This window comes from Actinomycetota bacterium (assembly GCA_040905475.1).
Lineage (GTDB): Bacteria > Actinomycetota > AC-67 > AC-67 > AC-67 > DATFGK01.
Genome location: JBBDRM010000138.1, coordinates 59,866 through 86,271, shown reverse-complemented (window position 1 = coordinate 86,271; position 26,406 = coordinate 59,866). Strand labels below are relative to the sequence as shown.

Here is a 26,406-nt window from a genome sequence, read left to right as displayed (position 1 = left end):
ACCTCCAAGCGGTTGCCCATGACGGGCGTACAAGGGAGAGGGGCCGCGCGGTGCGCGGCCCCTCAACTTCTTAACTAGGCGACGGGGCGAACGTTCGAGGCGTTCGGGCCCTTCTGGCCCTGTGTAACCTCGAACTCGACCTCTTGGCCTTCCTTCAGCGAACGGTATCCCTCACCAGCGATGCCGCTGTGATGAACGAAGACGTCGTCCCCTCCCTCACGGGAGATGAAGCCGAAGCCTTTCTCGTCGCTGAACCATTTGACGGTTCCGCGCATGTCGTACCTCCTTCCGGCGCCCTTCGGCGCAAAAGATCCGGCTCCGAGTTGTAGGAGTCGTGAGATGGGTCCGGAAAAAGGAACGGCCGCGGCAGGAGACCGCGGCTACACACCTTTGACGCGAAACCTCGAACTCGGGCGTTAGCCTAGCATGCCGCCGGATAAAACGATAGAAGGCAAGCTCAGAGGGTCGGCGGGAGATCCGCGTCGACCAGGAACATCACCCAGCCCGCTCCTTCGAGGCGCTCCCGCGCGTCTCGAAGTGCCTGCTCTCCTCCCACGGCTTCAGGACCCAGCAAGCGTCCGGCGAACCACACCATCCGTGCCAGCGAGTTCCCCAGACCGCGGGCGCGCGCGAGCTCGAGCGCATGATCCATCGTGGCGCGCGCCGTCTTCTCGTCGCCGTCGTCCACCGCCATCAAAGCCTTCGCCTTGAGCGCCGACGACTCCGCAGACAGGTCGATGCGCGTCGCAGCCTCGCTGAGGATGGTCCGTGCTTCGTCGCTCCGGCCGAGCATCCGAAGCGTCCGGGCAAGCTCGGCCGCGATCCAGCCGATCAGCTGGCGGTCCCCGAGCTCGCGCGTTATCGCGAGCGCCTCACGGAGCGGCCGCTCGGCCCCCCGCGGCCGGTCGAAATGACGCAGGATCTCACCAAGGTCGGCGAGTACGCTCGCGGTCTCCCAGCGCGCGTCGATGTCGGCCAGCGTGGCCGCGGCGGCCTCGAGGTGCGGGATCGCCTCGTCGATCCGTCCCATGATCCCGAGCGCAGCGCCGAGCTTGTGCTGGGCGACGGCGGTGGTGAACGGATCCTTCATCGACCGGCCGATCTCGAGCGCGCGCTCGATGAACGGAAGCGTGGCCGCCTCGTGCTCGAGCGACGAGGTCATGCTGGCGAGGAACGTGAGCGCCCGCGCGATAGCCCACGGATCGCCGTCGGGATTGGCGGTCGCCACGTCGAGCGCTTCCTGGAACATCTCCTTGGCTTTCGCGAGGTCGTTGCGGGCGTGATACGGCGCCCACGCCGCGATCAGAAGCGTCCGAGCGAGCCCGAATGCGCGGCTCGGTTCGTCGAGCCTGCGCGCTGCGTCCAGCGCGCGCGCGAAATGCTCCTCCGCCCGCGGTATCTCCCCTTCGATGTTGAGCGCGATGTCGCCGATGAACCGATGCGCGAAGCACAGCACCCAGTCGTCCTCGGGCCCGAACATCAGGGCACGCTCCAGCGTCGCACGCGACTCGGGGAATTCACCGAGCCAGTAGCGAGCCTCTCCGATGCCGCAGAGCACCTGCGCTTCGCGCGCGCTCCACTGGTCCTCGGGCCCGGCCAGCGCAAGCGCACGCTCGTACCGGCCGATGGCCGTGCGAGACTCCATCCGCCGTCGCGCGATATCGCCCGAGTGCTGCAGCGCGTCGACGGCACGCTCGGCGATCGAGCGATCCGACGGATCGAGGTCGACGGACGCGTGGGCCGCCCGCTCGAGGTGATGCGCGAGCCCGGCCGGGTACCGTCCTTCCGACTCGAGCCGGTCGGCCACGGCCAGGTGGAGCTGAAGCCGCTCGCGTTTGGCGAGCGAGTCGTACGCGACGTCGCGAACGACGTCGTGCTTGAAGCGCCACATCTCGGAACGCTCCTGGTCGCGCACGAACAGCTCCTCGTCCTCGAGCCGCGCGAGCGCCTCATCGGACGCCTCGACGACGATCGCGAGGTCGGTTGCGAAGAAGCTCGACCGCGGGAAGACCGACGCCTTCCGGACGACGTCGCGCGAGCGCGGGTCCAGGTGGTCGATGCGTGCCGCCACGACCGCATGCACCGTCGCCGGGAGCGGCGGCGCGACGGCGGCCGGCTCCTCGTTGCGCTCGTGCAGGAGCATGCCGGTGGTCTCCACGATGAAGAACGGGTTGCCGCCGGCGTGCCGCGCGACGCGTTCGGCGGTTTCGTCGGCGAGTGACCCGCCCGAGGCGCGCGCGAGCTCGATCGCGTGTTCCTCGGACAGCGGCTCGAGCCGGAGCGTGATGGCATCGGTCACGGCGCCCGGCCATCCCGGGAACGTATGGAGCATCTCGTCGCGCCCGGCGCACACGATGACGACCGGCAGCCGCCGGCCTCGCACGCCCACCTGCTCGATCAGCTCGAGCAGGTCCGCAGGCGCGAGCTCGAGATCCTCGAACGCGACGACCACCGGCCCGCCCGAGCGCGTCAGCCCGGTGAGGTACGCGACCAGTCCGGCGCGTACCTCGGCGAGCTGGTAGGGGCGCTGTGCCCCGCGATCGGCTCCGATGCCGAGCGCCAGCGCCAGCCGGTCGGTCGTCTCCTGCTCGGCTTCGCGCAGACACACCTCGTCGACACGCGCGTGGAGGCGCTGCAGGACCGTTTCGGGCGGATCGGTCGCGTCCGCGCCGATCTCGTGCCGGAGCATCTCGCCGACCGAAGCGAAGAGCGCGTCCTCCTCGAACCGTCCCGCGCGGCCGCGCAGAACGGTGACGTCCTCCTCGACCGAAGACAGCAGCTCCTCGACGAGCCGCGACTTCCCGATGCCGGGCTCTCCGAGCACCGTGACGAGATGCAGGCGCGAGGTCTCTCGCGAGCGCGCCAGCGTCTCGCGGAGCAGCGTCAGCTCGCGGTGGCGGCCGACGATCGGGATCGTCCGGCGCGAGGATCGGAACGAGAGCGAATCAACCGGCCACGCCGTCAGCGGCTGGTCGAACCCCTTGGCGACGACGGTTCGCGGCTCGCCGAACGAGACGGTGGTGCGCGTCAGCTGCCGGGTCGTCTCGCCGGCGAGGATCTCACCGGGCTCGCCCGCCTGCTGCAAGCGCGCCGCGAGGTTCACCGCCGCCCCCGAAGCCAGGAACTGATCTGCGGGCCCCGAACCGACGACGACCGGTCCCGAGTTGATCCCGATCCGCACCTGGAGCGGCGCCGGGAGCCCGAGCTCCTCGCCGAGCCGGGCCGTGCGATCGCGGATCTCGATCCCGGCGCGGACCGCACGCAATGCGTCGTCGTCGTGCGAATACGGCACCCCGAAGATCGCCATGACCGAGTCGCCGACGAACTTCTCGGTGCGCCCGCGCAACGAGCCGATCCGCTCCGACGCCTCCCGATAGAACGCGCCCTGAAGCTCGCGGAACCGCTCGGGATCGATCGACGCCGCGAGCTTGGTCGAGTCGGTCAGGTCCGCGAAGAGCACGCTGACGACCTTGCGCTCCGCCGACAGCGGCACCTCGGTCGGGGCCCCGCACCGCGGGCAAAACCGAGCCTCCTCCGGAAGCTCCGCCCCACACCGCGAGCACACGGTCCCCACAACCGAAAGCATAATGGCGAGCCGAGATCCCGATCGCGTTGAGTCCGCCCGGGTCATGACTGAGGGGAGGTAGGGAGATTCCCGGAGGCGACTGTCATGACAGTCATGACAGACATGTCTGTCACCGTCGGGGAGAGGTACTACCCGCCGCCGCCGTGGGGACCTATGCCTTGCGGAACTCCAGGCCATCGGCGGTCGCGTCGACCTCGACCCGATCACCCTCGGCGAACTCGCCTCCGAGCAGCCGCCGCGCGAGCGCGTCCGAGATCTCACGCTGGATCAGCCGCTTCAGCGGCCGGGCGCCGTACGCCGGGTCGAACCCTCGTTCCGCCAGCCACTCGCGCGCCTTGTCCGACAGCTCGACGGTGATCTTGCGTTCCTCGAGCCGGCGCTGAAGACCGGCGATCTGGATGTCCACGATCTGGCGCAGGTGTTCCGCGCTCAGCCGGTGGAAGATCACGATGTCGTCGACCCGGTTGAGGAACTCCGGACGGAAGTGTCCCCGCACCTCGGCCATCACGCGCTGCGATATCAGATCCTCCGACAGATCGGTGTCCATGATCGCGGCCGACCCCAGGTTCGACGTCATGATCACGACCGTGTTCCGGAAGTCCACCGTCCGGCCCTGACCGTCGGTCAGCCGTCCCTCGTCGAGCAACTGAAGCAACACGTTGAACACGTCGGTGTGCGCCTTCTCGATCTCGTCGAGCAGCAGCACCGAATACGGGCGCCGGCGAACGACCTCCGTGAGCTGGCCTCCCTCGTCGTAGCCGACGTACCCCGGCGGCGCGCCGATCAGGCGCGACACGGAGTGCCGCTCCTGGTACTCGCTCATGTCGATCCGAACCAGCGCCTTCTCGTCATCGAACAGGAACTCCGCGAGCGCGCGAGCCAGCTCCGTCTTTCCGACCCCCGTGGGGCCGAGGAACAGGAACGACCCCACCGGCCGGTTCGGATCCGACAGTCCCGAGCGCGCGCGGCGGATCGCGTTCGATACCGCTTCCATCCCGCGCTCCTGACCGACGACGCGCCGGTGCAGATGCTCCTCGAGGTGGATCAGCTTCGCGATCTCGCCTTCCATCAGCTTCGAGACCGGGATGCCCGTCCACGTGGCGACGACCTCAGCGACGTCCTCCTCGTCGACCTCTTCCTTGAGGTAGTGCGAGGTCTTCTGCAGCTCCGCGAGCCGCGCCGACGCCGACGAAAGCTCCTTCTCGAGCGAGACCAGCGTTCCGTAGCGAAGCTCCGCGGCGCGCTCCAGCTCGCCGTCGCGCTCCGCCCGCTCCGCCGAAGACCGCGCCTCTTCGAGCCGGGTCTTCAACCCGCGGATCGCGGTGACCGCTTCCTTCTCCTCGAGCCAGTGCGCCTTCATCCCCGACGACCGCTCGCGCAGCTCCGCCAGCTCCGACTCCAAGCGCGCGAGGCGTTCGATCGAACCGGCGTCGGATTCCTTCTTCAACGCGGCTCGCTCGATCTCGAGACGCTTCATCTGACGCTCGACCTCGTCCAGCTCGGTCGGCATCGAGTCGATCTCGATCCGCAGCCGCGAAGCCGCCTCGTCGATCAGGTCGATCGCCTTGTCCGGCAGGAACCGGCCCGTGACGTATCGCGCGGACAGCGTCGCCGCCCCCACGATCGCCGCGTCGGTGATCCGAACGCCGTGGTGCACCTCGTACCGCTCCTTCAGCCCGCGCAAAATCGAGATGGTGTCCTCGATCGAGGGCTCGCCGACCGTGACCGGCTGGAACCGGCGCTCGAGCGCGGCGTCCTTCTCGACGTGCTTGCGGTACTCGTCGAGCGTCGTCGCGCCGATCAGGCGCAGCTCACCGCGAGCCAGCAACGGCTTGATCATGTTGCCGGCGTCCATCGCGCCTTCGGCGGCGCCGGCACCGACGATGGTGTGCATCTCGTCGATGAACGTGACGACCTCGCCGTCGGACTCGGTGATCTCCTTCAGGACGGCCTTCAGCCGCTCCTCGAACTCGCCGCGGTACTTCGCGCCGGCGATCATGCCGCCGAGGTCGAGTGCGATCACGCGCTTGTTCTTCAACCCCTCGGGCACATCGCCGTCCACGATCCGCGACGCCAGCCCCTCGACGATCGCCGTCTTGCCGACGCCGGGCTCGCCGATCAGAACCGGGTTGTTCTTGGTTCGGCGGGACAACACCTGGATGACGCGCCGGATCTCGTCGTCGCGCCCGATCACCGGGTCGAGCTTGCCCTTGCGGGCCGCCTCGGTGAGGTCACGGCCGTACTTCTCCAGCGCGTTGAACGTGTCTTCTGGGTTCTGCGAGGTCACCCGCTGGTTCCCTCGAACCTCGACCAGCGCCGACAGCACGGCATCCCGGGTCACGCCCACCGTCTTGAGCAGAGTCGCGACCGGCCCGGCCACCTCGGTCAGCGCGAGCAGCAGATGCTCGGTCGAGACGTAGTCGTCCTTGAGCGCGCGCGCCTCTTCCTCGGCGCGCTCGAGTACGCGCACCATCGCCGGCGAGGCTGCGACGCGTTCCTGCGCGGCGCCGCTCGCATAGACGCGCGGGATCCGATCGATCAGCTCGTCGACACGATCGCGGAGCGAACGCGGGGACGAGCCCAGTCGCTGAACGAGCGGGAAGACGACGCCTTCCGCATCGGCCAGAAGCCCGTGGAGCAGGTGCTCGGGTTGGACCACCTGCTGATTGCGCGTCGCGGCGAGCGACTGCGCCGCCGCAACCGCTTCTTGAGACTTCAACGTGAGTCTGTCGAACTGCATGGCTCTATCGACCTCCCCGTCTTTCAACGCCGAACGGGGCCTGAGCATTCCGCAACGGCACGAGGGCCGTCTGTTGCGCCTTGCGGATCCGCTCGAGGTTCTCCACGAGCTGTTGCTGAAGCTGCATCGCCTCGCGGCGCAGCCGTTCCATCCGTTCTTGGGCCTGCTCGAGCTGCTGCTGGAGCTGCAGCACCATCTCCGCGCCGGCGAGGTTCATGCCGCGCTCCTGGGTCAGCTCCTGGATGAGCCGGACGATCTCGATGTCGGCCTGGGAGTAGCGTCGCGTATTCCCCTGCGTGCGCTGCGGCCGGATCAGCCCCTTCCGTTCGTACATCCGGAGCGTCTGCGGATGCACGCCGGCCAGCTCGGCCGCGACCGAGATCACGAACAGCGCCCGATCGTCGGTCCCTCGTCGTTGGTTCTTCATCTCACACCCCTAGGTGCGACCTCGGAGACCCGCGGTGCGCTTCACCGAACTCCTCGAGCATCTCGCGTTCCTTCTTGGAAAGCTTGTCGGGGACGACAACGTTCACGGTCGCGAGCAGGTCGCCTTTCCCGCTGCCCTTGCGCTTGGGAGCACCGCGGCCGCGGACCCGCAGGACCTTGCCGTGCTGCGTTCCGGCCGGGATCTTGACCGTGACCGGCTCGTCGAGCGTCGGGACCTTCACTTGCGCGCCGAGCGCGGCCTCGGTGAACGTCACCGGAAGATCCAGCGTCAGATCATCGCCCCGACGTCCGAACAAGGTGTGCGGCGCGACCCGCACGACAACGTACAGGTCGCCCGGCTGCCCGCCGGCGCCGCCGGCAACGCCGCGGCCGCGCACACGGATGCGCGCGCCGTCGGACACGCCGGCGGGGATACGAACCTTGATGTCTTCCTTGCGGCGCTGGACTCCGCTGCCGCGACACGTCTTGCACGGCGTATGCACGATCCGGCCGCTACCGCCGCACCGCTCGCAGGTCCGCACGAACGAGAACAGCCCCTGGCTGTCGGCGACGCTCCCACTCCCGCCGCAGGCCGGACAGGTCTCGACCGGCGTGCCGGGCTCGGCACCGCTGCCGCCGCACGAGGCGCACGGCGCATCGCGCGTGAGCTTGATGGGAACGGTCGCTCCGTCGACCGCTTCCTCGAAGCTGATCGACACTTCGGTCTCGATGTCGCTGCCTCGCCGCGGTCCGCGCGACCGTCCGCCGCGTCCGCCGACGTTCCCGCCGAACAGATCCCCGAAGATCCCGCCGAGGTCGCCGACGTCGAACCCCTCAACGCGGACGTTGCCGCCGAAGGGGTTGGCGCCTCCTCCCCCGAAGCCGCCGGGCCCGAACCCCGACTTGGCCATCTTGCGGACCTCGTCGTACTCGGCGCGCTTCTTGGGATCCGACAGCACGTCGGATGCCTCGGAGATCTCCTTCATCCGGTCTTCGGCTGCTCCGTCGCCGGGATTGCGGTCGGGGTGGTACTTCTGTGCGAGCTTACGGAAGGACTTCTTGATCTCGTCGGCACTCGCGGTCTCCGAGACCCCGAGCACCTTGTAGAAGTCCTTCTCGAACCATGCGCGATTCCCGTTCAATGCCTTCTGACCACCTTGACCATCGCCGGACGAACCACTTTCCCTTTGAGCGTGTACCCGTTCCGCACGACCTCCGCGACCACCGGATCGCCCTCCGCCGGCCCATCGCCAACCTCGAGCACCGCCTCGTGCTGCGTCGGATCGAACGGCTTCCCCACCGCCTCGATCTTCGCCAACCCCTCCTTGTGCAACAGGTCCATGAGCTCGCCGTATACGATCTCGACCCCTCGCACCAACGGCTCGTAGTCCTTCGTCCGATCCGCCGCGATCAACGCCAACTCGAAGTTGTCGAGCACCGGCATCAACTTCTCGACGAGCTGCTGCGAAGCCCTCTCCACGAGCTGCGTCTGCTCTTTCAACACGCGCTTGCGGTAATTCTCGAACTCCGCCTTGAGCCGCTTCAGATCGTCCAGATGCTCGACCGACTCACGCTGGGCGCGCTCGAGCTGCTCCTCGACCGTCGCCTCGCCGCGCTTGCGCTTATCGGTGACACGAGCCTCCGGAGCCGCGGAGGCCTCGGCAGCTCGCGCCGCCGGATCCTCAGCGCGGTCCTCCGTCATCAGCCTTGCGCCTTGATCTCGATGCGGGTGATCGTCATTACCCTCACCTCCTGTTACCTCCTCCCAGCACCGTCTGACATGTCTGACATGTCAGACGCGTCTGAGAAAGCACCTGCTCGCCCGACGCCCTTACGCGTTGTCTCCTTCGTCGACCACTTCCGCGTCGACGACGTCGTCGGACGAACCTGCCGGCCCGGCCGACTCAGCCTGCTGCGCGTTGTACATCGCCTGGCCGACCTTCTGGGCCGCCTGCGAGAGCCGCTCCGACGCCGACGTGATCGCCGAGGTATCCGTGCCCTTGAGGGCTTCCTTCACCTCGTCGAGTGACTTCTGAACGTCGTCGCGCTCCCCTGTCGGGATCTTTTCGCCGTTCTCGGTCAGCAGCTTCTCCGTCTGGTAAACGAGGTTGTCGGCCTGGTTGCGAGCCTCCGCCTCGACGCGACGCTTGGCGTCCTCGTCGGCGAACTGCTCGGCTTCGCGCATCATGCGATCGATCTCTTCCTTCGGCAGCGCCGTGCCGCCGGTGATCGTCATCGCTTGCTCCTTCGACGTCGCGAGATCCTTCGCGGCCACCTGCACGATGCCGTTCGCGTCGATGTCGAACGACACCTCGACCTGCGGCACGCCGCGCGGCGCGGCCGGGATGCCGGTCAGCTGGAACTTGCCCAGCGAACGAACCCCGTGCCCGGTCGCCATCTCGCCCTCACCTTGGAGGACGTGGACCTCGACCTGCGTCTGCCCGTCGTCGGCCGTCGTGAAGATCTCGCTCTTACGAGTCGGGATCGTCGTGTTCCGCTCGATGAGCTTCGTGAAGATCCCGCCCTTGGTCTCGATCCCGAGCGTCAGCGGCGTCACGTCGAGCAGAAGAACGTCCTTCACCTCGCCCTTGAGCACGCCGGCCTGGATCGCAGCGCCGACCGCGACGACCTCGTCGGGGTTGACGCCCTTGTTCGGCTCCTTGCCGCCGGTCAGCTCCTTCACCAGCGCCTGCACGGACGGCATGCGCGTTGAGCCGCCGACCAGGATCACGTGATCGATCGCCTTCACGTCGATCCCCGCGTCCTTCACGGCCATCGTGAACGGTCCCTTGCACCGGTCGATCAGATCCGACGTCATCCGCTCGAACTCCGAGCGGGTCAGCTTCTCCTCCAGGTGCAGCGGCCCTTCGGCCGTCGCCGTCACGAACGGGAGATTTATCGTCGTCTCGGTCGTCCCGGACAGCTCGATCTTCGCCTTCTCTGCGGCTTCCTTCAGTCGTTGGAGCGCCATCCGGTCCTGCGACAGGTCCACGCCCTGCTTGTTCTTGAACTGGGTCACGAGCCAGTCGATGACGCGCTGGTCCCAGTCGTCACCGCCGAGGTGCGTGTCGCCGTGCGTCGCCTTCACCTCGAAGACGCCGTCACCGATCTCGAGTAGCGACACGTCGAACGTCCCGCCGCCGAGGTCGAAAACCAGAACGGTCTCGTCCTTCTTCTTGTCGAGCCCGTACGCCAGCGCCGCTGCTGTCGGCTCGTTGATGATCCGCAGCACCTCGAGGCCCGCGATCGTGCCGGCTTCCTGCGTCGCCTGACGCTGCGAGTCGTCGAAATACGCGGGAACGGTGACCACCGCCTGGGTCACCTTCGCGCCGAGGTAGGCCTCCGCGTCGCGCTTGAGCTTTCCGAGGACCTGCGCGCTGATCTCCTGCGGCGTCCACTTCTTGCCGTCGACGTCGAGCGACCAGTCCTTGCGGCCCATGTCACGCTTGATCGAGCGGACCGTGCGATCCGGGTTGGTGATCGCCTGACGCTTCGCGACCTCACCGACAAGGATCTCGCCCGACTTCGAGAACGCCACGACGCTCGGAGTCGTCCGAGCGCCTTCCGCATTCGGGATCACCGTCGGCTCGCCGCCCTCGAGGACGGCCACGACCGAGTTGGTGGTACCAAGATCGATCCCAACGACTTTCGCCATTTGCTTGCTCCCCTTTCGGCTCCTCTACCAGGTAGAAGAGCACCCAATTAAAGTTATGTGACCCAAGTATAGAAACATGAGTGTCCCACTGTCAAGGCCGTGAACGCCTTGAGCAGGGCTTCTGCCAAAGGACGCCGGCTCTCAGGAGTCTATGAAGGGTGCTACGGCGAGCTCGTATTCCTCCGTGCCCGGGATCGGGCAGGCGAGGACGGCCTCGACGAAGTCCGCCGGGGGGAGGTAGCCGTGCTCGTCCACGTAATGGGCGACCATCTCCGGGGCCACGAAAAGGATGCCGTCGCCCGGGATGCCCACGCTCCCCGCGGCATGGAAATCGCCGCACAGCTCGCAGGTGTGCGAGCCGGCGGTCATCGGCCAGCCGAGTGCCTCGACGCCGTCGTCCCAGCGTTCGCAGATCAGCTCGAGCCGGTCCGAGAACTCAGCCGGGACCGTGCCCTGGTTGAAGGGCTGCGTCGAGGAGAGCCACCCCACCGCTCGGATGAGCCGCCCGGAGACAACCGCCGTCTCTTTGCCGAAATCTGGGAAGTAAGCCACGGAGCGGTTAGCTCGCCCTCGGCAGCGTCCCCTCGATCGAGACCGGTGCGGCGACCCCTATGCCCGCCTCGGCGAAGGTCCCGGCGGCAACCTCGAGCGCCATCTCGTACGTCGCCCTGGGGACGGTCAACGGACATTGCTCGACCTTGCACGGCACCATCGACTCGATCTGGAGAACCCTCCCCTGGCCTATGAAGGCGATGTCGAGCGGGATCAGTGTGTCCTTCATGTAGAAGCTCACCCGGACGGGCTCACGGAAGACGAACAGCATCCCGCGATTCGCCGGTAGCGACTTGACACCCATCAACCCTTCGGAGCGCGCTTCGGGGGTCGCCGCCACCTTGGCGTTGATCGTGAGCGTCGTGGTTCCCGAGCCGAGCACGACCTTGACGCCGGACAAGGACTCGATCCGTCCCTCGCCTCCGCACGCCCCCATGAGGAGGAACGCGACGGCCAGAGCAAGCACGCGCAGCTTCATCGGGCTAATGGTACGTTGCCCGACATGCAGGTTGCAGTGACGGCGGTAGGGGCCGACCGGCCCGGCATCGCCGCCGCCGTGGCCAAGGTCCTGTTCGAGCACGGCGGAAACATCGAGGACTCCCGCATGGCGATCCTCGGCGGCCACTTCTCGATGATGCTCATCGTCGACCTGCCCGAAGACGCCGACGCGAACGCGGTCGAGCGCGCGCTCCACGGTCCGGCGCAAGCGCTCGAGCTCCTCGTGTCGGTGCGACCCGTCGCCGCTTCCACCGCGGAACCTGCCCTCGGGGCGGAGGAATACGTCGTCAGCGTCTACGGCGCCGATAAGCCCGGCATCGTCTTTCGGATCAGCGATACGCTCAGCCGCCACGAGGTGAACATCACCGACCTCGCCACCCGCATCGTCGAGGGGGAGCCGCCGGTCTACGTCGTGCTCATGGAGGTCGTCGTCCCCAAGACCGCCGACATCGCGGCGATCGACGCCGATCTCAAGACGGCCGGTGCGGACCTCGACGTCGACGTCTCGTTCCATCCGCTCGAGGCCGAGACGCTCTAGCGTCGACGTGGCCGTCCGGCCGATCGTCCGCTACCCGAACCCGGTCCTCAAGGCCCGTGCCGAGGAGGTGCCGCCCGGCCCCGACGCCGACGCGCTCGTGCGAGATCTCCTCGACACGATGGAGGCGAGCCCGGCCTGTGTCGGGCTGGCCGCCCCCCAGATCGGCGTCGGCGCGCGAGCCTTCTGCCTCGACGTTTCGAGCCACCGCAAGGCCCGCTCCACGCACGGGCTCATCGTGATGCTCAACCCCGTGATCGTCGCCCGGAAGGGGAGAGCGGTCATGCGCGAGGGATGCATGAGCCTCCCCGACATCACCGCGAACGTGGCCAGGGCCGAGGAGATCGTCGTGGTCGGCTTCGACCCCGAGGAGCGTCCCATGATGATCGAGGCCGAGGGCTTCGAGGCCCGGGCCTTCCAGCACGAGATCGACCACTGTCACGGCGCGCTCTTCCTCGACCGGGTCTCCTCGCTGGCGTCGGACGTTTTCCCGAGGAAGCGCTACGCCCGGTAGGATGCCGCCCCGATGGCCACAGCGGTCCGCGTCACCATCGGCTTCGCGATCATCACCCTGGCCTCCGGCTTCGCGCTGAAGCGCATCGCCTACCTGTTCCGCCTCCTCGTCGCCGGCCGCCGCGACCCCGGCCGCTTCAAGCGGATCCCCGCCAACCTCAAGTACGAGATCATCAAGGTTCTCGGTCAGAAGAAGCTCCTGCAGTGGAAGGTTCCCGGCGTCGCGCACGCGCTGACCTTCTGGGGATTCCTGGTCATCCAGATCACGCTGCTCGAGTCGGTCATCGAGCTGTTCGATCGCGAGGGGAAGCTCCCGTGGATCGGCCACCACGCCTGGCTCGGTTTCGTCGAGGACTTCTTCATCGCCGCCGTCGCCGCCGCGCTGATCGTGTTCGCGATGATCCGGCTCGCGACTCGGCCACGCCTGCTCGGCCGCAGATCGCGTTTCTACTCGAGTCACATGTGGCAAGCGTACGCCATCCTGATCATGATCTTCCTGGTCGTCTCGACCGTTCTGATGGTCCGCGCGGCTCGGGTGGCGCTCGAAACGCTCCCGTACCCGTCGCACGGCGCGTTCCTATCCCACTGGGTCGGCGACCTCATGCGGAACCTGAGCACGAGCGCGCTCCACTGGATCGAGGACGGCTTCCTCCTCGGCCACCTCGCCGTCGTCATGAGCTTCCTCGTGCTCGTCGTGAACTCCAAGCACATGCACATCTTCACCTCGGCGCCGAACGTGCTCTTCGGCCGGCAGCCGCTGGCGCTCGGCCGACTGCAGCCGCTGCACATCGACATGGAGAACATGACCGACGACACGGTGATCGGCGTCGGCAAGGTCGAGGACTTCACCTGGAAGCAGCTCTTCGACACGCTGACCTGCACCGAGTGCGGGCGCTGCCAGTCGGTGTGTCCGGCCTGGAACACCGGCAAGGAGCTGAATCCGAAGCAGCTCATGATGTGGGCTCGCGACAATCTGCTCGCGCGCGGTCCGGAGCTGCTCGGCGAGAAGGAGCCCGGCGAGCTCGCGCCGGTGAACCTCGTTCCCGATGTCTTCTCCGAGGAGTTCCTCTGGTCGTGCGTGACCTGCGGCGCGTGCGTCTACGAATGCCCGGTCGACATCGAGCACGTCGACGCGATCATCGACATGCGCCGCAACCAGGTCATGATGGAGTCCAAGTTCCCGCAAGAGGCCGGCGCGCTGCTCCGCAACCTCGAGAACTCGGGCAACCCGTGGGGCGCCGCCGCGCAGGACCGGATCGACTGGGCGAAGGGGATCGAGGACGACCTCGTCGTCGTCAACGGGCGCATCCCGCCCGACGTGTCCTACCTCTACTGGGTGGGCTGCGCGGGCGCGTTCGATGATCGCGCCAAGAAAGCGGTGCGCGCGTTCGCGGAGCTGATGGTGAAGGCCGGCGTATCGTTCGCGATCCTCGGGACGCAAGAGCCGTGCACCGGCGATCCCGCCCGCCGTATGGGCAACGAGTACCTCTACCAGGAGATGGCGAAGTCGAACATCGCCATGCTGAAGGAGAAGGGGACCCGCAAGATCGTCGCGAGCTGTCCACACTGCTTCAACACGATCGCGAACGAGTATCCCGACTTCGGGGGTGACTTCGAGGTCATCCACCACACCGAGCTGCTCGCCGAGCTGATCAAGGACGGCAAGCTCAAGCCCGAGCAAGACGTCGATGCGCGGGTCACGTACCACGACCCCTGCTACCTCGCGCGCCACAACGACGTGATGTCCCAGCCCCGCACCGTCGTCGGCGCGATCCCCGGCGTGACCACCACCGAGATGCACCGCTGCAAGCGCGGCACGTTCTGTTGCGGTGCCGGCGGCGCGCGCATGTGGATGGAGGAGACCGCCGGCAAGCGCATCAATCACGAGCGGATCGAGGAAGCGCTCGGCACGAACCCCGACATCGTCTCGACCGGCTGTCCCTACTGCATGATCATGCTCGACGACGCGGTCAAAGATAAGGTCCAGTCGAAGGAAGCATCAGAGAACGTTCAGGTACTCGATGTCGCGCAGATCCTCGCGCGCTCGGTCGGCCTCAACGGCCGCAAGAAAGAGCCGGCGCCCGCCGCCAGCGACGCCGGCTCGACCCAGCCGGTTTAACACGCCGCGCGCCCCGGCCCGGCACGGCTCCGCCGGACGAGCCCGGCACCCAGGATCGCCCCGATCAACGCTCCGCCCGCATTGAGCGCACGGCGTCCAACGACGCGATGCCGTCGAGGAACACGCGTCGACACGGTGCGGCCGCTTTCAGACTGCCGCGACGATCTCCCCCTCGGTCTGCGGCTGCACGGCGTGCGCCGGAGGCGATCCCGGGATGAAGCGCCACGCCACGAAGGCCGCCACAAGGACCACGAACCCACCGACCATCAGCGCGAGCTGATACCCGTCGATGAACGACCCGGCGAACGCCTGCGCGACCGCGCCTTGCTGCGCGGGCGTCAGTCCGGCAAGCGCCTCACCGGACAGATGCAGGTGGCCCGCGTTCTCGACGATCGCCGACTGCTGCGCGCCGCTGAGCCCGAGCCCGGCCAGTGCCCCACCGAGCGAGCTCTTGAGTTTGGTCGTGAGCAACGTTCCGAGGAGCGCGATCCCGAACGTGCCCCCCACTTCGCGCGACGTGTTCGTCGTCGCGGATCCCAGCCCGGCCCGCTCCGGTCCGACGGCATTCATGACCGCCGCGGTCATCGGCGCCATCACCGACGCCATACCGAAGCCCATCATCATGAAGATCGGAACCATGATCGCGTACGAGGTGCCTTGGTCGGCGCGGCTGAGCAGCAGCAGCCCCGTGCCGGCGAGCAGCAGCCCGAAAGTCATCGGCAGCCGCGAGCCGTGCTTCGACGCGTAGCGCCCGGCGTTGGGCGCCGCCACGAGGATCATGAGCGTCAGTGGCAGGAACCGGACCCCGGTCTGGAAGGCGTCGTAGCCCCGGACGACCTGCATGAAAAGGCTCGCGAAGAAGAACGTGCCGAACATGCCGAGCGAGATCGCGAACGAGACCCCGTTGCCGGCCGAGAACGCCGGTATGCGGAAGAACTGCAGCGGCATCATGGGGTGCGGCGTGCGCCGCTCCCACCAGATGAACCCGCCGAACATCAGCACAGAAGCCGCGAGCGCACCGACGATCAGCGGATCGCTCCACCCGAGCTGATTCGCCTCGATGAGCCCGTAGGTCACGCTGAAGAGTCCCGCGGTGCCCAGAGCCAGACCGCCCAGGTCGAGCTGCCGCGCGTGCGGGGCGCGAGACTCGCGAACCCAGCGGACGGCCGCGAACGCGCCCAGGATGCCGATCGGAACGTTGAGGAAGAAGATCGACTCCCAACCGACGTGGTCGACGAGCCAGCCGCCCAGCGTCGGGCCGAGCGACAACGCGAGCCCTGAGACGCCCGCCCAGATCCCGATCGCCTTCGCGCGCTCCTGCGGTGGGAACGTGACGGTCAGGATCGACAGCGTCCCCGGCATCAGCAGCGCGGCGCCGACGCCCTGCAGCGCGCGGAACGCGATGAGCATGCCGGTCGAGTTCGACAAGCCGCAACCGAGCGACGCGAGCGTGAACCCGGCGAGGCCGAGCAGGAACATCCGCTTCCGCCCGTAGCGGTCGCCCAGGATCCCGCCGGTAAGCAGCAAGCTCGCGAACGCGAGCACGTATCCGTCCACGATCCACTGCAGCCCGCTCACGCCGGCGTTCAGGTCGCTCGACAGCGTCGGCAGCGCGATGTTGACGACGGTGTTGTCGAGCATCGCCATGAACAGGGCGAAGCACATCGTGAGGAGCACCAGGATCTTCTCGCGCTTGTTCTCTCCCTCGAACATCACTGCACCTCCAGCATCTTGCGTGCGACCTGTATCAAGTGCTCCCGCCGGCGCTTCAACGCCGCCGGCGTGTACGGGTTTCCTCCGGACACCATCCGAGCGAGCTGCGGCAACGCGAACCACACCTGCGTCATGCCGATCAACGTCACCAGCGACATCTGTGCGTCCAGGTTCGGGTCGACCAAGCCGTCCCGCTGGAACCCCTCGAGATCGGCGACGTGCGAGGCCAGGTGTTTGCGCCGTTCCGCCTCGTTGGGGACCGGCTTCGAGCCGAAGTCGAGCGCCTCCCACAGCAGCAGCTTGGTGATCCACGGGTTGGCGGCGTGGAAGTCGAAGAACTCGCCGATCACCTCGGGAAGCCGCTCGGGGTCGTCGGTGGCGATCCCGCGCATCTCCCGCATCTTGCACTCGAGCACGTGCTTGAAGAGCGCTTCCTTGTCGCCGTAGTACTGGTAGAGGAGCGCCTTGTTGCACTTGGCTCGACCGGCGATCTCGTCGACCCGGGCCCCGGCGAAACCGCGCTTCGTGAACTCGGCGAAGGCGGCTTCGAGGATGCGCTCTTTCGTGGCTGCGGGGCTCATCGCCCCGGCAAGGTAACTAACTAGTTAGTTATCCGTCAAGTTCCGGATCAGTTGATGCTTTCGGGGGCGTTATCGCGGTTCACCCGGATGAAGTACGTGACCAGGGCCGGGATCGAATCGCTCCAGGCGTCGCAGGTCTGGATCTTCCCCCACGACGTGAGCGCGATGGCCGGATCCATGTCCGGGTAGGGCGCGAATACCACCTTCTGTGGGTCCTTGCGGAGCAACGCGCCGAGCTCGTTGATCTGCTCGGTGGTGATGCCTCGGTACTGGACCATCACGTGGCCGTGCTCGAGGTTGTGAACCTGCGTCTCGTTCTTGATCGGCTCGGTGTACCCGCCGGCGCCAGCGGGGGAGGCGTAGTGGTTTCCCGAGCTGGGTGGTGTGGTGTTGTAGGTCGCCGTCTGACCGGTGGGGATGTGGGTAGCCGGAAGGATCTCCGGAGAGGCGACCGGGGTGCACCCGGCCGGCAGGCTGGGAGCCGGGCCCGCGCTCGTGTTCGAGTCCCCGCAGGACGCGACCAGGGCGGAAAGGGCGACCATCAGCGCCGCGAGCCGCAGGTTGCGACCATGCCGTGAGCGCCCCGACAATGAACCCGTGGAAGCCATCGAGCCACAGACGGTAACCGAGGAACGGCCGGTTCGCTCGGAGCGGCACCCCGAAGCAGGGCAGGACGAGCCCGGCCTCCGCTTCGCGGACCCTTACTGGGACGACGCGTTCTGCGCCTGGTGGGATCCGACCCTGCGTACCTGCTGCTGACACTCGCTAGGAGGACTACCTTGGCCGGCATCGCCGCGTGGGGCGCGTACCTGCCCACCTTCCGCCTCGACCGGAAGACGATGGGCCGGGCGTGGGACACGCCGTCGCTGCCGGGGGAGCGATCCGTTTCGGCCGGGGACGAGGACTCGCTGACGATGGGCGTCGAGGCGGCCCTCGCGTGCCTGGCCGGGCGCGACCGTTCCGACGTCGACGCGGTCTTCTTCGCCACGACCACGTCGCCCTACGCCGAGAAGCAGGGGGCCGCGACGATCGCGGCCGTGCTCGACCTGCCGAACGCGCTGACCTCCGACGTCACGGGATCGTTGCGCGCCGCCACGACGGCCCTGCGTTCGGCGCTCGACGCCATCGCGGCCGGCACCGCGCGTGCGGTCCTCGTCGTCGCAGCGGACGCTCGGCCCGCCGAGCCCGCCACCGCGACCGAGCAGCTCCTCGGCGACGGCGCCGCCGCCGTGCTCATCACCGCCGACGGCCCGGCCGAGATCATCGGGGTCGCCGGCGTGACCGAGGACTTCACCGGGCCCTGGCGCCGGACCGTCGACCACTACGTCCGCTCCTTCGAGCCCAAGCTCGAGACCGAATACGGCTACGCCCGAGCGGTTATCGCCGCGGCGAAGGAAGCGCTTTCTCGCGCTGGGATCGCCGCCGAGCAAGTCACGAAGTTCGTGGCCTACGCGCCGGACCCGCGCACCCTGGCGACGACCGCGAAGCGTATCGGTGTCGCAGAGGTTGCTCGAGACCCGCTGTTCTCCACCGTCGGCAACCTCGGCGCAGCCCATACGCTCGTTGCGCTCGCGGCGGCTCTCGACGGCGCGGCGGCCGGCGACCACATCATCGCGGTCGCGCAAGGTGACGGCGCCGACGCGCTCGTTCTGCGGATCGGCGCCGGGATCGACGCGGCGCGCTCGGGCGTTCCGGTTGCCGACCTGATCGCTTCGAAGCAGATGCTTCCGAGCTACGAGGGATTCCTGCGTTTCCGCCGCCTGTTGCCGTCGGACGCGTCGGACCCCCGCTCGTCGACCGTCCAGTACTGGCGCGACCGCCGCCAGGCGCTGCCGTTCGAGGGCGTGCGCTGCACCGCGTGCGGCATCGTCCAGTTCCCGGCCAACCGCGCGTGCGTCGAGTGCGCCGCCCTGGACAAGATGGAGCCGATCAAGCTCGCGCACCGCGGCCGCATCTTCACGTTTACCCTCGACCATCTCGTCGGCGGCGAGTACCTGGAGACCCCGGTCCCGCGCGTTGTCGTCGACATGGACGGCGGTGGCCGCGTGTTCTTCGACATGACCGACGTGAACCCGGACGAGGTGCGCATCGGCAACGAGATCGAGCTCACCTTCCGGCGTATCCACGACGGCGCCGGGTTCCATAACTACTATTGGAAAGCCAGGCCGCCGCGCACCGCGACGGTCCCCGCATAGGAGCTGTTTGGATGCCGGGCATCAAAGATCGGATCGCCGTCGCAGGCGTCGGTGCGACGCGCTTCACCGAGCATTGGGAGAAGGACCAGGAGGACCTGCTCGTGGAGGCCGTCGACGAGGCTTGTCGCGACGCCGGCATCGAACGATCAGACATCCAGGCGATCTGGGCCGGCGTCTACTACCACACCACAGGGATGGGCGGCGCCGCCGCCGTCGACCCCCTGCGCATGTACGGCGTCCCCGCGACCCGGGTCGAGAACTTCTGCGCCTCGGGGATGGACGCGTTCCGCAACGCGTGCTTCGCCGTCGCGGCCGGCGTCTACGACATCGTCCTCGCGTGCGGGGTCGAGAAGATCACCGACTCCGGATCGCGCGGCCTCCCGAACGTCCGGGAAGGGCTGCACCCGTTCCTGCCGGCACCGTCGGCCCCGGCGATGTTCGCGATGGCCGCCACCCGCGCGTTCGAGGTGCACGGCTGGAACAAGGAAGACCTCGCACGCGTCGCGGTGAAGAACCACGCCAACGGCGAGAAGCACCCGAAGGCACATTTCCGTCGCGCGATCACGATGGACGACGCGATGAATGCGCCGATCATCGCGTACCCGCTCGGACGGTTCGATTCGTGCGCGGTGTCGGACGGCGCTTCTGCGGTGATCGTCACGACTCCGGCGGTCGCGAAGACCCTCACGCACAAGGACGACTACGTGCTCGCGAAAGCGAACGGGCTGTCGGTCTACACAGCGAACCCGATGTACAAGCCCTCGTTCGACTACCTCGGGTTCCCGGCGACCCAAGCCGCCGCCAAGATGGCGTACGAGGAAGCCGGGGTCACCGATCCGTTCGAGCAGATCTCGCTCGCCGAAGTGCACGACTGCTTCACGATCACCGAGCTGCTGAACTACGAGGACCTCGGCTTCTGCAAGAAGGGCGAAGGCGCGAACTTCGTGCGCGACGGGCTGGCGAACGCCGACGGCCCGCTTCCCGTGAACCCCTCGGGCGGCCTGAAGTCGTTCGGCCACCCGATCGGCGCGACCGGCTGCCGGATGATCGGCGAGGTGACCCGCCAGCTGCAGGGCCGCGCCGAAGGCGTACAAGTGCGAGACCCGGAGCTCGGCCTTGCGCACAACCTCGGCGGGCCCGGCGCGGTCTGCTCGGTCACCATCCTAGGCCGCCAGTAGTTCTCGCCGGACTGCACACCTCTTTCCACGAGTGACAGACATGTCTGTCATGACAGTCATGTCTGTCACCTCTCAGAAGCGGTGCCCGAAGGTCCATAGCCGCCCCGAGCCACGCCGCGCCAGTGCCGAGGCCGGGAACCCGTGGAGCAGACGGTTCTGGCGCCTCCTCGCAGCCACCCTGGTCGCCGCGACCATCCTGGGCGGGATGCTCAACTCGGAGCGGCATCCTTCATAATGTGACCGGCCTTCCCTTGAGGCCGTACAAGGAGCCACCCACGTGATCCTGTCCGACCGCGACATCCGCAAGCAGATTGAGAACGGGCGCGTCGTCATCGAGCCCTTCGACGACGCCGCGATCCAGCCCTCGAGCATCGACCTCCACGTCGACGACACATTCCGCATCTTCGCGAACAGCCGCTATCCCTACATCGACGTGAAGAAGCGGATGGACGATCTGACAGAGGAGGTCCGCGTCGACCCCGAGGAGCCGTTCATCCTTCACCCCGGCGAGTTCGTGCTCGGCTCCACGCTCGAGAAAGTCACGCTGCCCGACGACGTCGTCGCGCGCATCGAAGGCAAGTCGTCTCTCGGACGGCTCGGACTTCTGATCCACTCGACGGCGGGGTTCGTCGATGCCGGCTGGTCCGGTCACCTGACCCTCGAGCTATCGAACGTGGCGAATCTTCCGATCACGATCTACCCGGGGATGAAGATCGGACAGCTCTGCTTGTTCGAGATGACCTCTCCCGCCGACCGACCGTACGGCGAGCGCGGCAAGTACCAGGGCCAGCGCGGCCCGACGCCGTCCCGCTTCTACGAGGACTTCGAGAAGGCCGCCGCCCGCGCGCGCGAAGCCGCGAAACGTCCCAGAAGCCCGTTGCCGAAGCGCAAGAGCGGCCGCTAGAATCGCGACGATCCGTGGGCGTAGTTCAATGGTAGAACGAGAGCTTCCCAAGCTCTAGACGAGGGTTCGATTCCCTTCGCCCGCTCCACTAGATCCGCGTGATGAACGACGCGAACCCCCATACGAGCACGACGAGGCCGATCAGCGCGTTCGTGATCGCGCGCCCGCGGTTGACCGGACGCACCGGCTCCTGATCCGGTCGCAGGATCGGGCGGAGAAGGGCCCAGACGTTCGCGAACAACAGCGCCGCACCAAGCGCCATGATGATCTCGGCCAGGATGACGGGGAGTGGGATCACGGCGCACCCCCGACCTTGGCGCGCACGGGCTCGGGCAAACCCACGGGCGTCGCGGCGCGCAGGCCCGGCACCACGACGAGCAACCCGGCGACGATGATCGCCGCCCCGCCGAAGACCGTCGCCGGCTCAGGCCGCTCACCGAGCACCGCCCACGCCCACAGCACGGCCGTCACCGGCTCGAGATAGACCAGGATGCTCACGTGCTGCGCCTTCACGATCTGCAGCGCGCCGACGTAGAGGATCCCGGCGACGCCCGTGTGGAGCACGCCGAGCGCCAGCAGTGTCGGTGCGGCGCGGATGATCTCGCGGCCGCTCGCGCCGGCGAGGAACGGGGAAACGGCGAGCGTCGCGATGCCCAGCTGCCACGCGACGATCGCTTGCGCCGGGACCTCCGGCGATACGCGTTTCAGCGTGAGCACGAGCACCGCGAACGACACCGCCGCGGCTCCGGCGGCCGCGTACCCGAACGCGTCGCCCGAGCCACTCGACGGAACCGCGATCAGCGCGATCCCCGCGACGGACAGCGCCAGCGCGTAGAGCGTGTTGCGCTCGAGGCGCTCGCCGAGCACCGCGGGTGCGGCGGCGGCGATCAGCACCGGACCGACGTAGACGATCAAGATCGTGGTGGCGACCGGGAGACGCTTGTACGCCTCAAAGAACGCCACCCAGTGGAACGCCAGAGTCAGCCCGGCGGCGAGCACCAGCCCGCGGTCGCTCCGGAGCGCCAGCTCGGAGAGCCGGCCGCGGAGCGCCCAGAAGGCGACGACGGAGCCGGCGCCGAGCGATAGCCGGAAGAACACCGTGACCGGCGCGCTCACGTCGATCTCCTTGACGAGCACGCCGATCGAGCCCCAGATGAGGCCGCAGACGATCAGCTCGACGTAGCCGGTTCGGGAACGCATGGGGTCGTCACTGTACCGAAACGCGCCCTGCCGAGGGACACAGATCCCCCAAGACGCAACGCTCACAAGCGGGCCGCAAAGCGGCGCATGTCGTGCGCCCGTGAGCGATGAGCGCCAGATGCGTTTCAACCCGATCTCGCGGTGGAACGGCGGCCTCGATAGCGCCCTGGGCGGCACGGGCGTTGGCGCGCACGTCGAAGATCCCCAGACGCGACCCCACTCGCAGAACGTGCGTGTCGACGGGCAAGCGCTGCCTCCCGAGCGAGAACGCGAGCACGCACGCGATCGTTTTCGGCCCGATGCCCGGCAGCGTCTCGAGGTACGCCACGACCTCGTCGTCGCTCATCCGCTTCAGGCGCGCGAGCGATGGGCGGCCCTCGCGGGCGATCACCTCGCGCAGGATCGCCTGGATGCGGGGCGCCTTCGTCTTCGCGAGGCCGCCGACGGCGATCGCTCGCTCGAGATCCGGCGTGCGCGCCGCGATGACATCCTTCCACGTGGGGAACGCTCGCTTCATCGACGCCCACGCGCGGTCGCGGTTCAGGTCGGAGGTGTTCTGCGACAGCGTCGTGAAGATGAGCTCCGACAGCGGGTCCCGTGCCTTCGCGTGAGGCCGGGCGGGATGATCCGGCGGGTACTCGCGGAGAAGCCGGCGGACGATCTGGATCACGCGGGCGCGCTCTTTACGAGCGGGCAAGGTCGGCGAACTTCGTGAACTGTCCGAGGAACGCGAGGTGGTCCGTTCCGGTCGGCCCGTTACGGTGCTTCGCGGTGATGACCTCAGCTTCGCCCTTGGCCGGGGAGTCCTGGTTGTAGACCTCATCACGGTAGATCATCATCACAACGTCGGCGTCCTGCTCCAGCGAACCGGATTCACGCAGGTGGGAAAGGTGCGGCCTGCGGTCGCCGCCGCCCTGCTCGGGCTGACGAGAGAGCTGGGAGACGGCGAGCACCGGAACGTCCAGCTCCTTGGCCAGGATCTTGAGCGACCGCGAGATCTCGCTGACTTCCTGCACGCGGTTCTCGGTCCGCCGCGTCGAGGTCATCAGCTGGATGTAGTCGACGATGACGAGCCCGAGATCCTGCTTGCGTTTGAGGCGCTGACACTTCGCGCGGATCTCCATCATGGAGACCGACGGCGAGTCGTCGATGTAGAGCGCGGCCGCGTCGAGCCGTCCCACCGCGCTCGAAACCTTGATCCAGTCGGATTCGGTCAGTCGGCCGCTGCGCAGCGCGCGGGTGTCCACGCGAGCCTCAGAGCAGATGAGGCGCTGCACGATCTCGATCTGGCTCATCTCGAGCGAGAAGATGACGACCGGGATCTGCTCGACCAGCGCTACGTGATGCGCGATGTTCATCACGAACGACGACTTTCCCATCGCCGGACGAGCGGCGACGAGGATCAGGTTCTGCGGCTGGAGGCCCGACAGGCGCGCGTCGATGTCCCGGAACCCGGTCGGGACGCCGGTGACATCGCTCTCGTGCGAGGCCAGCCGGTCGAGCGCCTCCATGCTTTCCGCGAGCAGGTCGCGGATCGGGATGAAGTCGGTGTGGATGCGACCGGCCGCGATCCCGTAGATCGCCTCACCTGCGCGGTTGATCATGTCCTCGATGTTGTCGGGGACCTCGAAGCACTCCTGCGTGATCCGTGAGGCGGCGTCGATCAGACGCCGCAGGGTCGCGTGCTCGGACACGATGCGCGCGTAGAAGACGGCGTTGCCGGGATGCGGGACGCCGGCGACGAGCGTGTGGACGTAGGGGCGCCCGCCGACCGACTCGAGGTGGCCCCTGCGTTCGAGCTCGTCGGGGACGGTGATCCCGTCGACCGGCTCGCCGGCGGAGAAGAGGTCTCGGATCGCCTCGCAGATGCGGGTGTGTGCTTCACGGTAGAAATCGTCGGGACGCAGCACCTCGAGAACCTCGCCGACGATGGTCTTCGAGAGCATCATCGAGCCGAGGACGGACTGCTCGGCCTCGAGGTTGTGCGGCGGGACGCGGCCGTAGGCCTGGGGCGGCGACGCGACCGACAGGTTGGCGGGCATGGCTTAGACGGTAGCGGCCGGGTACGACATGAACTGTCCACACGTCGTCCCCAACCCGAACCGCGTCGTCCTCACCCCAGTCCCCAGGCTGTCCACAGGACCCCAGACATGCTCGTGGGGCGGCACAAGAGCCGCCCCAACATTCATGCAGCGGGCGCGAGTATCTAAGAGTCTGACGAGCCGGTCAAGAAGAGGAAAACGCGCTTACGCCTTCACCACCTCGACGTTGAGGACCGCTTCGACTTCGGGATGGATCCGCAGCGACGCTTGATGGGTTCCGAGGCTCTTGATCGGGCCGTCGAACTGCAAGCGCTTGCGGTCGATCTTCGGTCCGCCGGCTTTCAAGACCGCTTCGGCAACGGCCTGAGACGTCACCTGTCCGAACAGGCGACCACCGTCACCGGCCTTCGCCGAGACACGAACCTTGAGCGCGCCGAGCTGAGCGGCAAGCTCGTCGGCCTTCTCGCGATCGCGGATCTCACGTACCTCGCGCGTTCGGCGGATGGTGTCCACCTGCTTGAGTGCACCCTTGGTCGCGCGGCTCGCCAGCCCGCGTGGGATCAAGAAATTCCGCGCGTAGCCGTCGGCCACATCGACGATGTCGCCCGGGCTGCCGAGCCCCCGCACCTCTTGCGTCAGGACGACCTTCATCGCGACGCATAGGGGAGTAGGGCCATCTCGCGAGCGTTCTTGATCGCGGTGGCGACATCGACCTGGTGCTGCTGACAGGTGCCCGTAACGCGGCGAGCGCGGATCTTGCCGCGGTCGGACATGAACTTCCGCAGCAGTTGCGTGTCCTTGTAGTCGACCCAGGTCACCTTGTCTCGGCAGAATTGGCAGACCTTCGCGCGCTGCTTACGACCCCAGCCTCCCTTGGCGTCTCGGTCGCGGCCTCTGCGGTCCCTGTCTCTATCCCTGTCTCTATCCCGTGGCATGACCCTCCTCGACTGCCACGGCTCCCCCCGGAGCCGTTGCGTTCCTTAGAATGGAACCTCTTCTTCGGCGGCCGCCGCCGCAGGCGGCTGAGCGGAACCCCAGTCGTCCCCGCCACCCGGGGCACCGCCGCCGCCGCGCGACGTGCGCTCGACCTTGGCGGTCGCCCACTTGAGCGACGGACCGACCTCGTCGGCCTCGATCTCGACGACGGAGCGCTTCTCGCCCTCCTGCGTCTCCCACTGGCGCATCTTGAGCCGCCCGGCGATCATCGTGCGCGAGCCGCGCGTGAGCGACTCTGCGACGTTCTCGGCGAGCTGCCGCCAGCAGCTGACCCGGAAGAACGACGTGTCGCCGTCCTTCCACTGGCCGTTCGCGTCCTTGATCCGCGGACTCACCGCGACGCGGAAGTTCGCGACCGCGACGCCTTGCGGCGTGAATCGCAGCTCCGGGTCGTCGACGAGATTGCCGACGACCGTTACCTGGTTGTCCGATGCCATCCGTTACCACCTCCCTGGGAAGGAGAGGACCTGCCTACCCTTTGCCCGGGCGAACGATCTTGTGCCGAACCAGCTCGTCGGCGAGACGAAGGACACGGTCGAGCTCGTCGATCGCAGACGGCTCGGCGTCCATGTGCGCGACGACGTAATAGCCGTCGTGCAGATGGTTCATCTCGTAGGCGAGCTTGCGGCGACCCCAGTGATCGACCGTGGCCACCTCGCCGCCGCGGTCGCGAACCACACTGAGGTAGCGATCGACGGCTTGCTGGATCGTGGCGTCCTCCAAACGAGGGTCCACGATCAGCATCACTTCGTAACGGCGCCGGTCCGCCATCCTCACCTCCTCTGGTCTCGGCGGCCCCTTCCGGGCGCGGGCCCGGGGAAGGAGCAGGGGTGAGACTTCGTCGTGGCCGGCCTACCGGGGCCGACCGCGAGTCAGGGTACCACAGCGTCACAGCCGCCTCGCCCGCCGACGGGGGGTTCGAGCGCACCGGGAACCTCGGGCTGATCGAGGGCCGTCGCGGCGGCGCGCCACC

General features: G+C 67.6%; 26 protein-coding genes, 1 tRNA gene and 1 pseudogene. 8 read left to right on the top strand and 20 right to left on the bottom strand.

All coding sequences use genetic code 11. The features are described from left to right. Window positions 1-74: 74 nt before the first annotated feature. The 9 genes from WEB06_17110 to WEB06_17070 form a co-directional block, all read right to left on the bottom strand. Complete coding sequence (locus WEB06_17110; protein MEX2557335.1) at window positions 75-275, bottom strand: cold shock domain-containing protein; 201 nt, start codon at window positions 273-275, stop codon at window positions 75-77. 182 nt (window positions 276-457) lie between these two features. Next, window positions 458-3,493: a tetratricopeptide repeat protein gene (locus WEB06_17105; protein MEX2557334.1), complete on the bottom strand. Its 3,036-nt coding sequence runs from the start codon at window positions 3,491-3,493 to the stop codon at window positions 458-460. A gap of 244 nt (window positions 3,494-3,737) precedes the next feature. After that, on the bottom strand, window positions 3,738-6,326 hold the full coding sequence (clpB, locus tag WEB06_17100) for an ATP-dependent chaperone ClpB (GenBank protein MEX2557333.1): 2,589 nt from the start codon (window positions 6,324-6,326) through the stop codon (window positions 3,738-3,740). 4 nt (window positions 6,327-6,330) lie between these two features. After that, window positions 6,331-6,753, bottom strand: a complete 423-nt coding sequence (locus tag WEB06_17095; GenBank protein MEX2557332.1) for a MerR family transcriptional regulator — start codon at window positions 6,751-6,753, stop codon at window positions 6,331-6,333. A 1-nt stretch (window position 6,754) separates the two neighbouring features. Then, window positions 6,755-7,894: a molecular chaperone DnaJ gene (dnaJ, locus tag WEB06_17090; protein MEX2557331.1), complete on the bottom strand. Its 1,140-nt coding sequence runs from the start codon at window positions 7,892-7,894 to the stop codon at window positions 6,755-6,757. Beyond that, window positions 7,891-8,454: a nucleotide exchange factor GrpE gene (gene grpE, locus WEB06_17085; GenBank protein MEX2557330.1), complete on the bottom strand. Its 564-nt coding sequence runs from the start codon at window positions 8,452-8,454 to the stop codon at window positions 7,891-7,893. Before grpE ends, dnaJ begins: the two co-directional genes overlap by 4 nt. Window positions 8,455-8,583: 129 nt before the next feature. Then, a complete protein-coding gene (gene dnaK / locus WEB06_17080; protein ID MEX2557329.1) occupies window positions 8,584-10,407 on the bottom strand; it encodes a molecular chaperone DnaK in 1,824 nt (607 codons plus the stop codon). A 141-nt stretch (window positions 10,408-10,548) separates the two neighbouring features. Beyond that, window positions 10,549-10,959, bottom strand: a complete 411-nt coding sequence (locus WEB06_17075) for a hypothetical protein (GenBank protein ID MEX2557328.1) — start codon at window positions 10,957-10,959, stop codon at window positions 10,549-10,551. A 7-nt stretch (window positions 10,960-10,966) separates the two neighbouring features. After that, on the bottom strand, window positions 10,967-11,437 hold the full coding sequence (locus WEB06_17070) for a DUF192 domain-containing protein (GenBank protein MEX2557327.1): 471 nt from the start codon (window positions 11,435-11,437) through the stop codon (window positions 10,967-10,969). A gap of 24 nt (window positions 11,438-11,461) precedes the next feature. Here WEB06_17070 and WEB06_17065 point away from each other — a divergent pair, with 24 nt between their 5' ends. Genes WEB06_17065 through WEB06_17055 form a run of 3 tightly spaced genes read left to right on the top strand, consistent with a single transcriptional unit; the run spans window position 11,462 to window position 14,624 of the window. After that, window positions 11,462-11,995 (top strand): ACT domain-containing protein, encoded by a 534-nt coding sequence (locus WEB06_17065; protein MEX2557326.1) that lies wholly within the window; start codon window positions 11,462-11,464, stop codon window positions 11,993-11,995. A 7-nt stretch (window positions 11,996-12,002) separates the two neighbouring features. Further along, window positions 12,003-12,506, top strand: coding sequence for a peptide deformylase (def, locus tag WEB06_17060; protein ID MEX2557325.1), 504 nt, complete (start codon window positions 12,003-12,005; stop codon window positions 12,504-12,506). Window positions 12,507-12,518: 12 nt separating this feature from the next. Beyond that, window positions 12,519-14,624: a (Fe-S)-binding protein gene (locus WEB06_17055; protein MEX2557324.1), complete on the top strand. Its 2,106-nt coding sequence runs from the start codon at window positions 12,519-12,521 to the stop codon at window positions 14,622-14,624. Between the two features lie 147 nt (window positions 14,625-14,771). Here WEB06_17055 and WEB06_17050 read toward each other — a convergent pair whose 3' ends face one another. Genes WEB06_17050 through WEB06_17040 form a run of 3 tightly spaced genes read right to left on the bottom strand, consistent with a single transcriptional unit; the run spans window position 14,772 to window position 17,460 of the window. Then, window positions 14,772-16,337: a DHA2 family efflux MFS transporter permease subunit gene (locus WEB06_17050; protein MEX2557323.1), complete on the bottom strand. Its 1,566-nt coding sequence runs from the start codon at window positions 16,335-16,337 to the stop codon at window positions 14,772-14,774. Next, window positions 16,337-16,918, bottom strand: a complete 582-nt coding sequence (locus WEB06_17045) for a TetR family transcriptional regulator (GenBank protein ID MEX2557322.1) — start codon at window positions 16,916-16,918, stop codon at window positions 16,337-16,339. The genes WEB06_17050 and WEB06_17045 overlap by 1 nt, the downstream gene beginning before the upstream one ends. 47 nt (window positions 16,919-16,965) lie before the next feature. Then, window positions 16,966-17,460, bottom strand: a complete 495-nt coding sequence (locus WEB06_17040) for a DUF3105 domain-containing protein (GenBank protein ID MEX2557321.1) — start codon at window positions 17,458-17,460, stop codon at window positions 16,966-16,968. A 55-nt stretch (window positions 17,461-17,515) separates the two neighbouring features. Here WEB06_17040 and WEB06_17035 point away from each other — a divergent pair, with 55 nt between their 5' ends. The 5 genes from WEB06_17035 to WEB06_17015 all read left to right on the top strand — a co-directional run bounded on the left by WEB06_17035 (window position 17,516) and on the right by WEB06_17015 (window position 21,283). Then, the gene (locus WEB06_17035; GenBank protein ID MEX2557320.1) at window positions 17,516-17,677 is read left to right on the top strand and encodes a hypothetical protein; all 162 of its coding nucleotides are present in this window, start codon (window positions 17,516-17,518) and stop codon (window positions 17,675-17,677) included. 20 nt (window positions 17,678-17,697) lie between these two features. After that, window positions 17,698-19,113 carry an OB-fold domain-containing protein gene (locus WEB06_17030; protein MEX2557319.1) on the top strand — a complete coding sequence of 472 codons (1,416 nt, stop codon included), beginning with the start codon at window positions 17,698-17,700 and terminating at the stop codon, window positions 19,111-19,113. Between the two features lie 11 nt (window positions 19,114-19,124). Then, window positions 19,125-20,291 (top strand): acetyl-CoA acetyltransferase, encoded by a 1,167-nt coding sequence (locus WEB06_17025; protein MEX2557318.1) that lies wholly within the window; start codon window positions 19,125-19,127, stop codon window positions 20,289-20,291. 277 nt (window positions 20,292-20,568) lie between these two features. Further along, window positions 20,569-21,195, top strand: a complete 627-nt coding sequence (dcd, locus tag WEB06_17020; protein MEX2557317.1) for a dCTP deaminase — start codon at window positions 20,569-20,571, stop codon at window positions 21,193-21,195. Between the two features lie 14 nt (window positions 21,196-21,209). Further along, window positions 21,210-21,283: transfer RNA gene (locus WEB06_17015), tRNA-Gly, on the top strand. Here WEB06_17015 and WEB06_17010 read toward each other — a convergent pair. From WEB06_17010 to rpsF, 8 genes and pseudogenes are all read right to left on the bottom strand, one after another. Beyond that, window positions 21,284-21,493 carry a hypothetical protein gene (locus WEB06_17010; protein MEX2557316.1) on the bottom strand — a complete coding sequence of 70 codons (210 nt, stop codon included), beginning with the start codon at window positions 21,491-21,493 and terminating at the stop codon, window positions 21,284-21,286. Further along, on the bottom strand, window positions 21,490-22,395 hold the full coding sequence (locus WEB06_17005) for a DMT family transporter (protein MEX2557315.1): 906 nt from the start codon (window positions 22,393-22,395) through the stop codon (window positions 21,490-21,492). The genes WEB06_17010 and WEB06_17005 overlap by 4 nt, the downstream gene beginning before the upstream one ends. A 7-nt stretch (window positions 22,396-22,402) precedes the next feature. Further along, window positions 22,403-23,065, bottom strand: coding sequence for an endonuclease III (locus WEB06_17000; protein ID MEX2557314.1), 663 nt, complete (start codon window positions 23,063-23,065; stop codon window positions 22,403-22,405). Window positions 23,066-23,078: 13 nt separating this feature from the next. Then, window positions 23,079-24,437 (bottom strand): replicative DNA helicase, encoded by a 1,359-nt coding sequence (dnaB, locus tag WEB06_16995; protein ID MEX2557313.1) that lies wholly within the window; start codon window positions 24,435-24,437, stop codon window positions 23,079-23,081. Window positions 24,438-24,641: 204 nt separating this feature from the next. Then, window positions 24,642-25,088, bottom strand: coding sequence for a 50S ribosomal protein L9 (gene rplI, locus WEB06_16990; GenBank protein MEX2557312.1), 447 nt, complete (start codon window positions 25,086-25,088; stop codon window positions 24,642-24,644). Beyond that, window positions 25,085-25,297: pseudogene (gene rpsR, locus WEB06_16985) on the bottom strand (30S ribosomal protein S18). Before rpsR ends, rplI begins: the two are co-directional and overlap by 4 nt. 120 nt (window positions 25,298-25,417) lie before the next feature. Then, complete coding sequence (locus WEB06_16980; protein ID MEX2557311.1) at window positions 25,418-25,870, bottom strand: single-stranded DNA-binding protein; 453 nt, start codon at window positions 25,868-25,870, stop codon at window positions 25,418-25,420. A gap of 34 nt (window positions 25,871-25,904) precedes the next feature. After that, window positions 25,905-26,204: a 30S ribosomal protein S6 gene (gene rpsF / locus WEB06_16975; protein ID MEX2557310.1), complete on the bottom strand. Its 300-nt coding sequence runs from the start codon at window positions 26,202-26,204 to the stop codon at window positions 25,905-25,907. Between the last annotated feature and the right edge of the window lie 202 nt (window positions 26,205-26,406).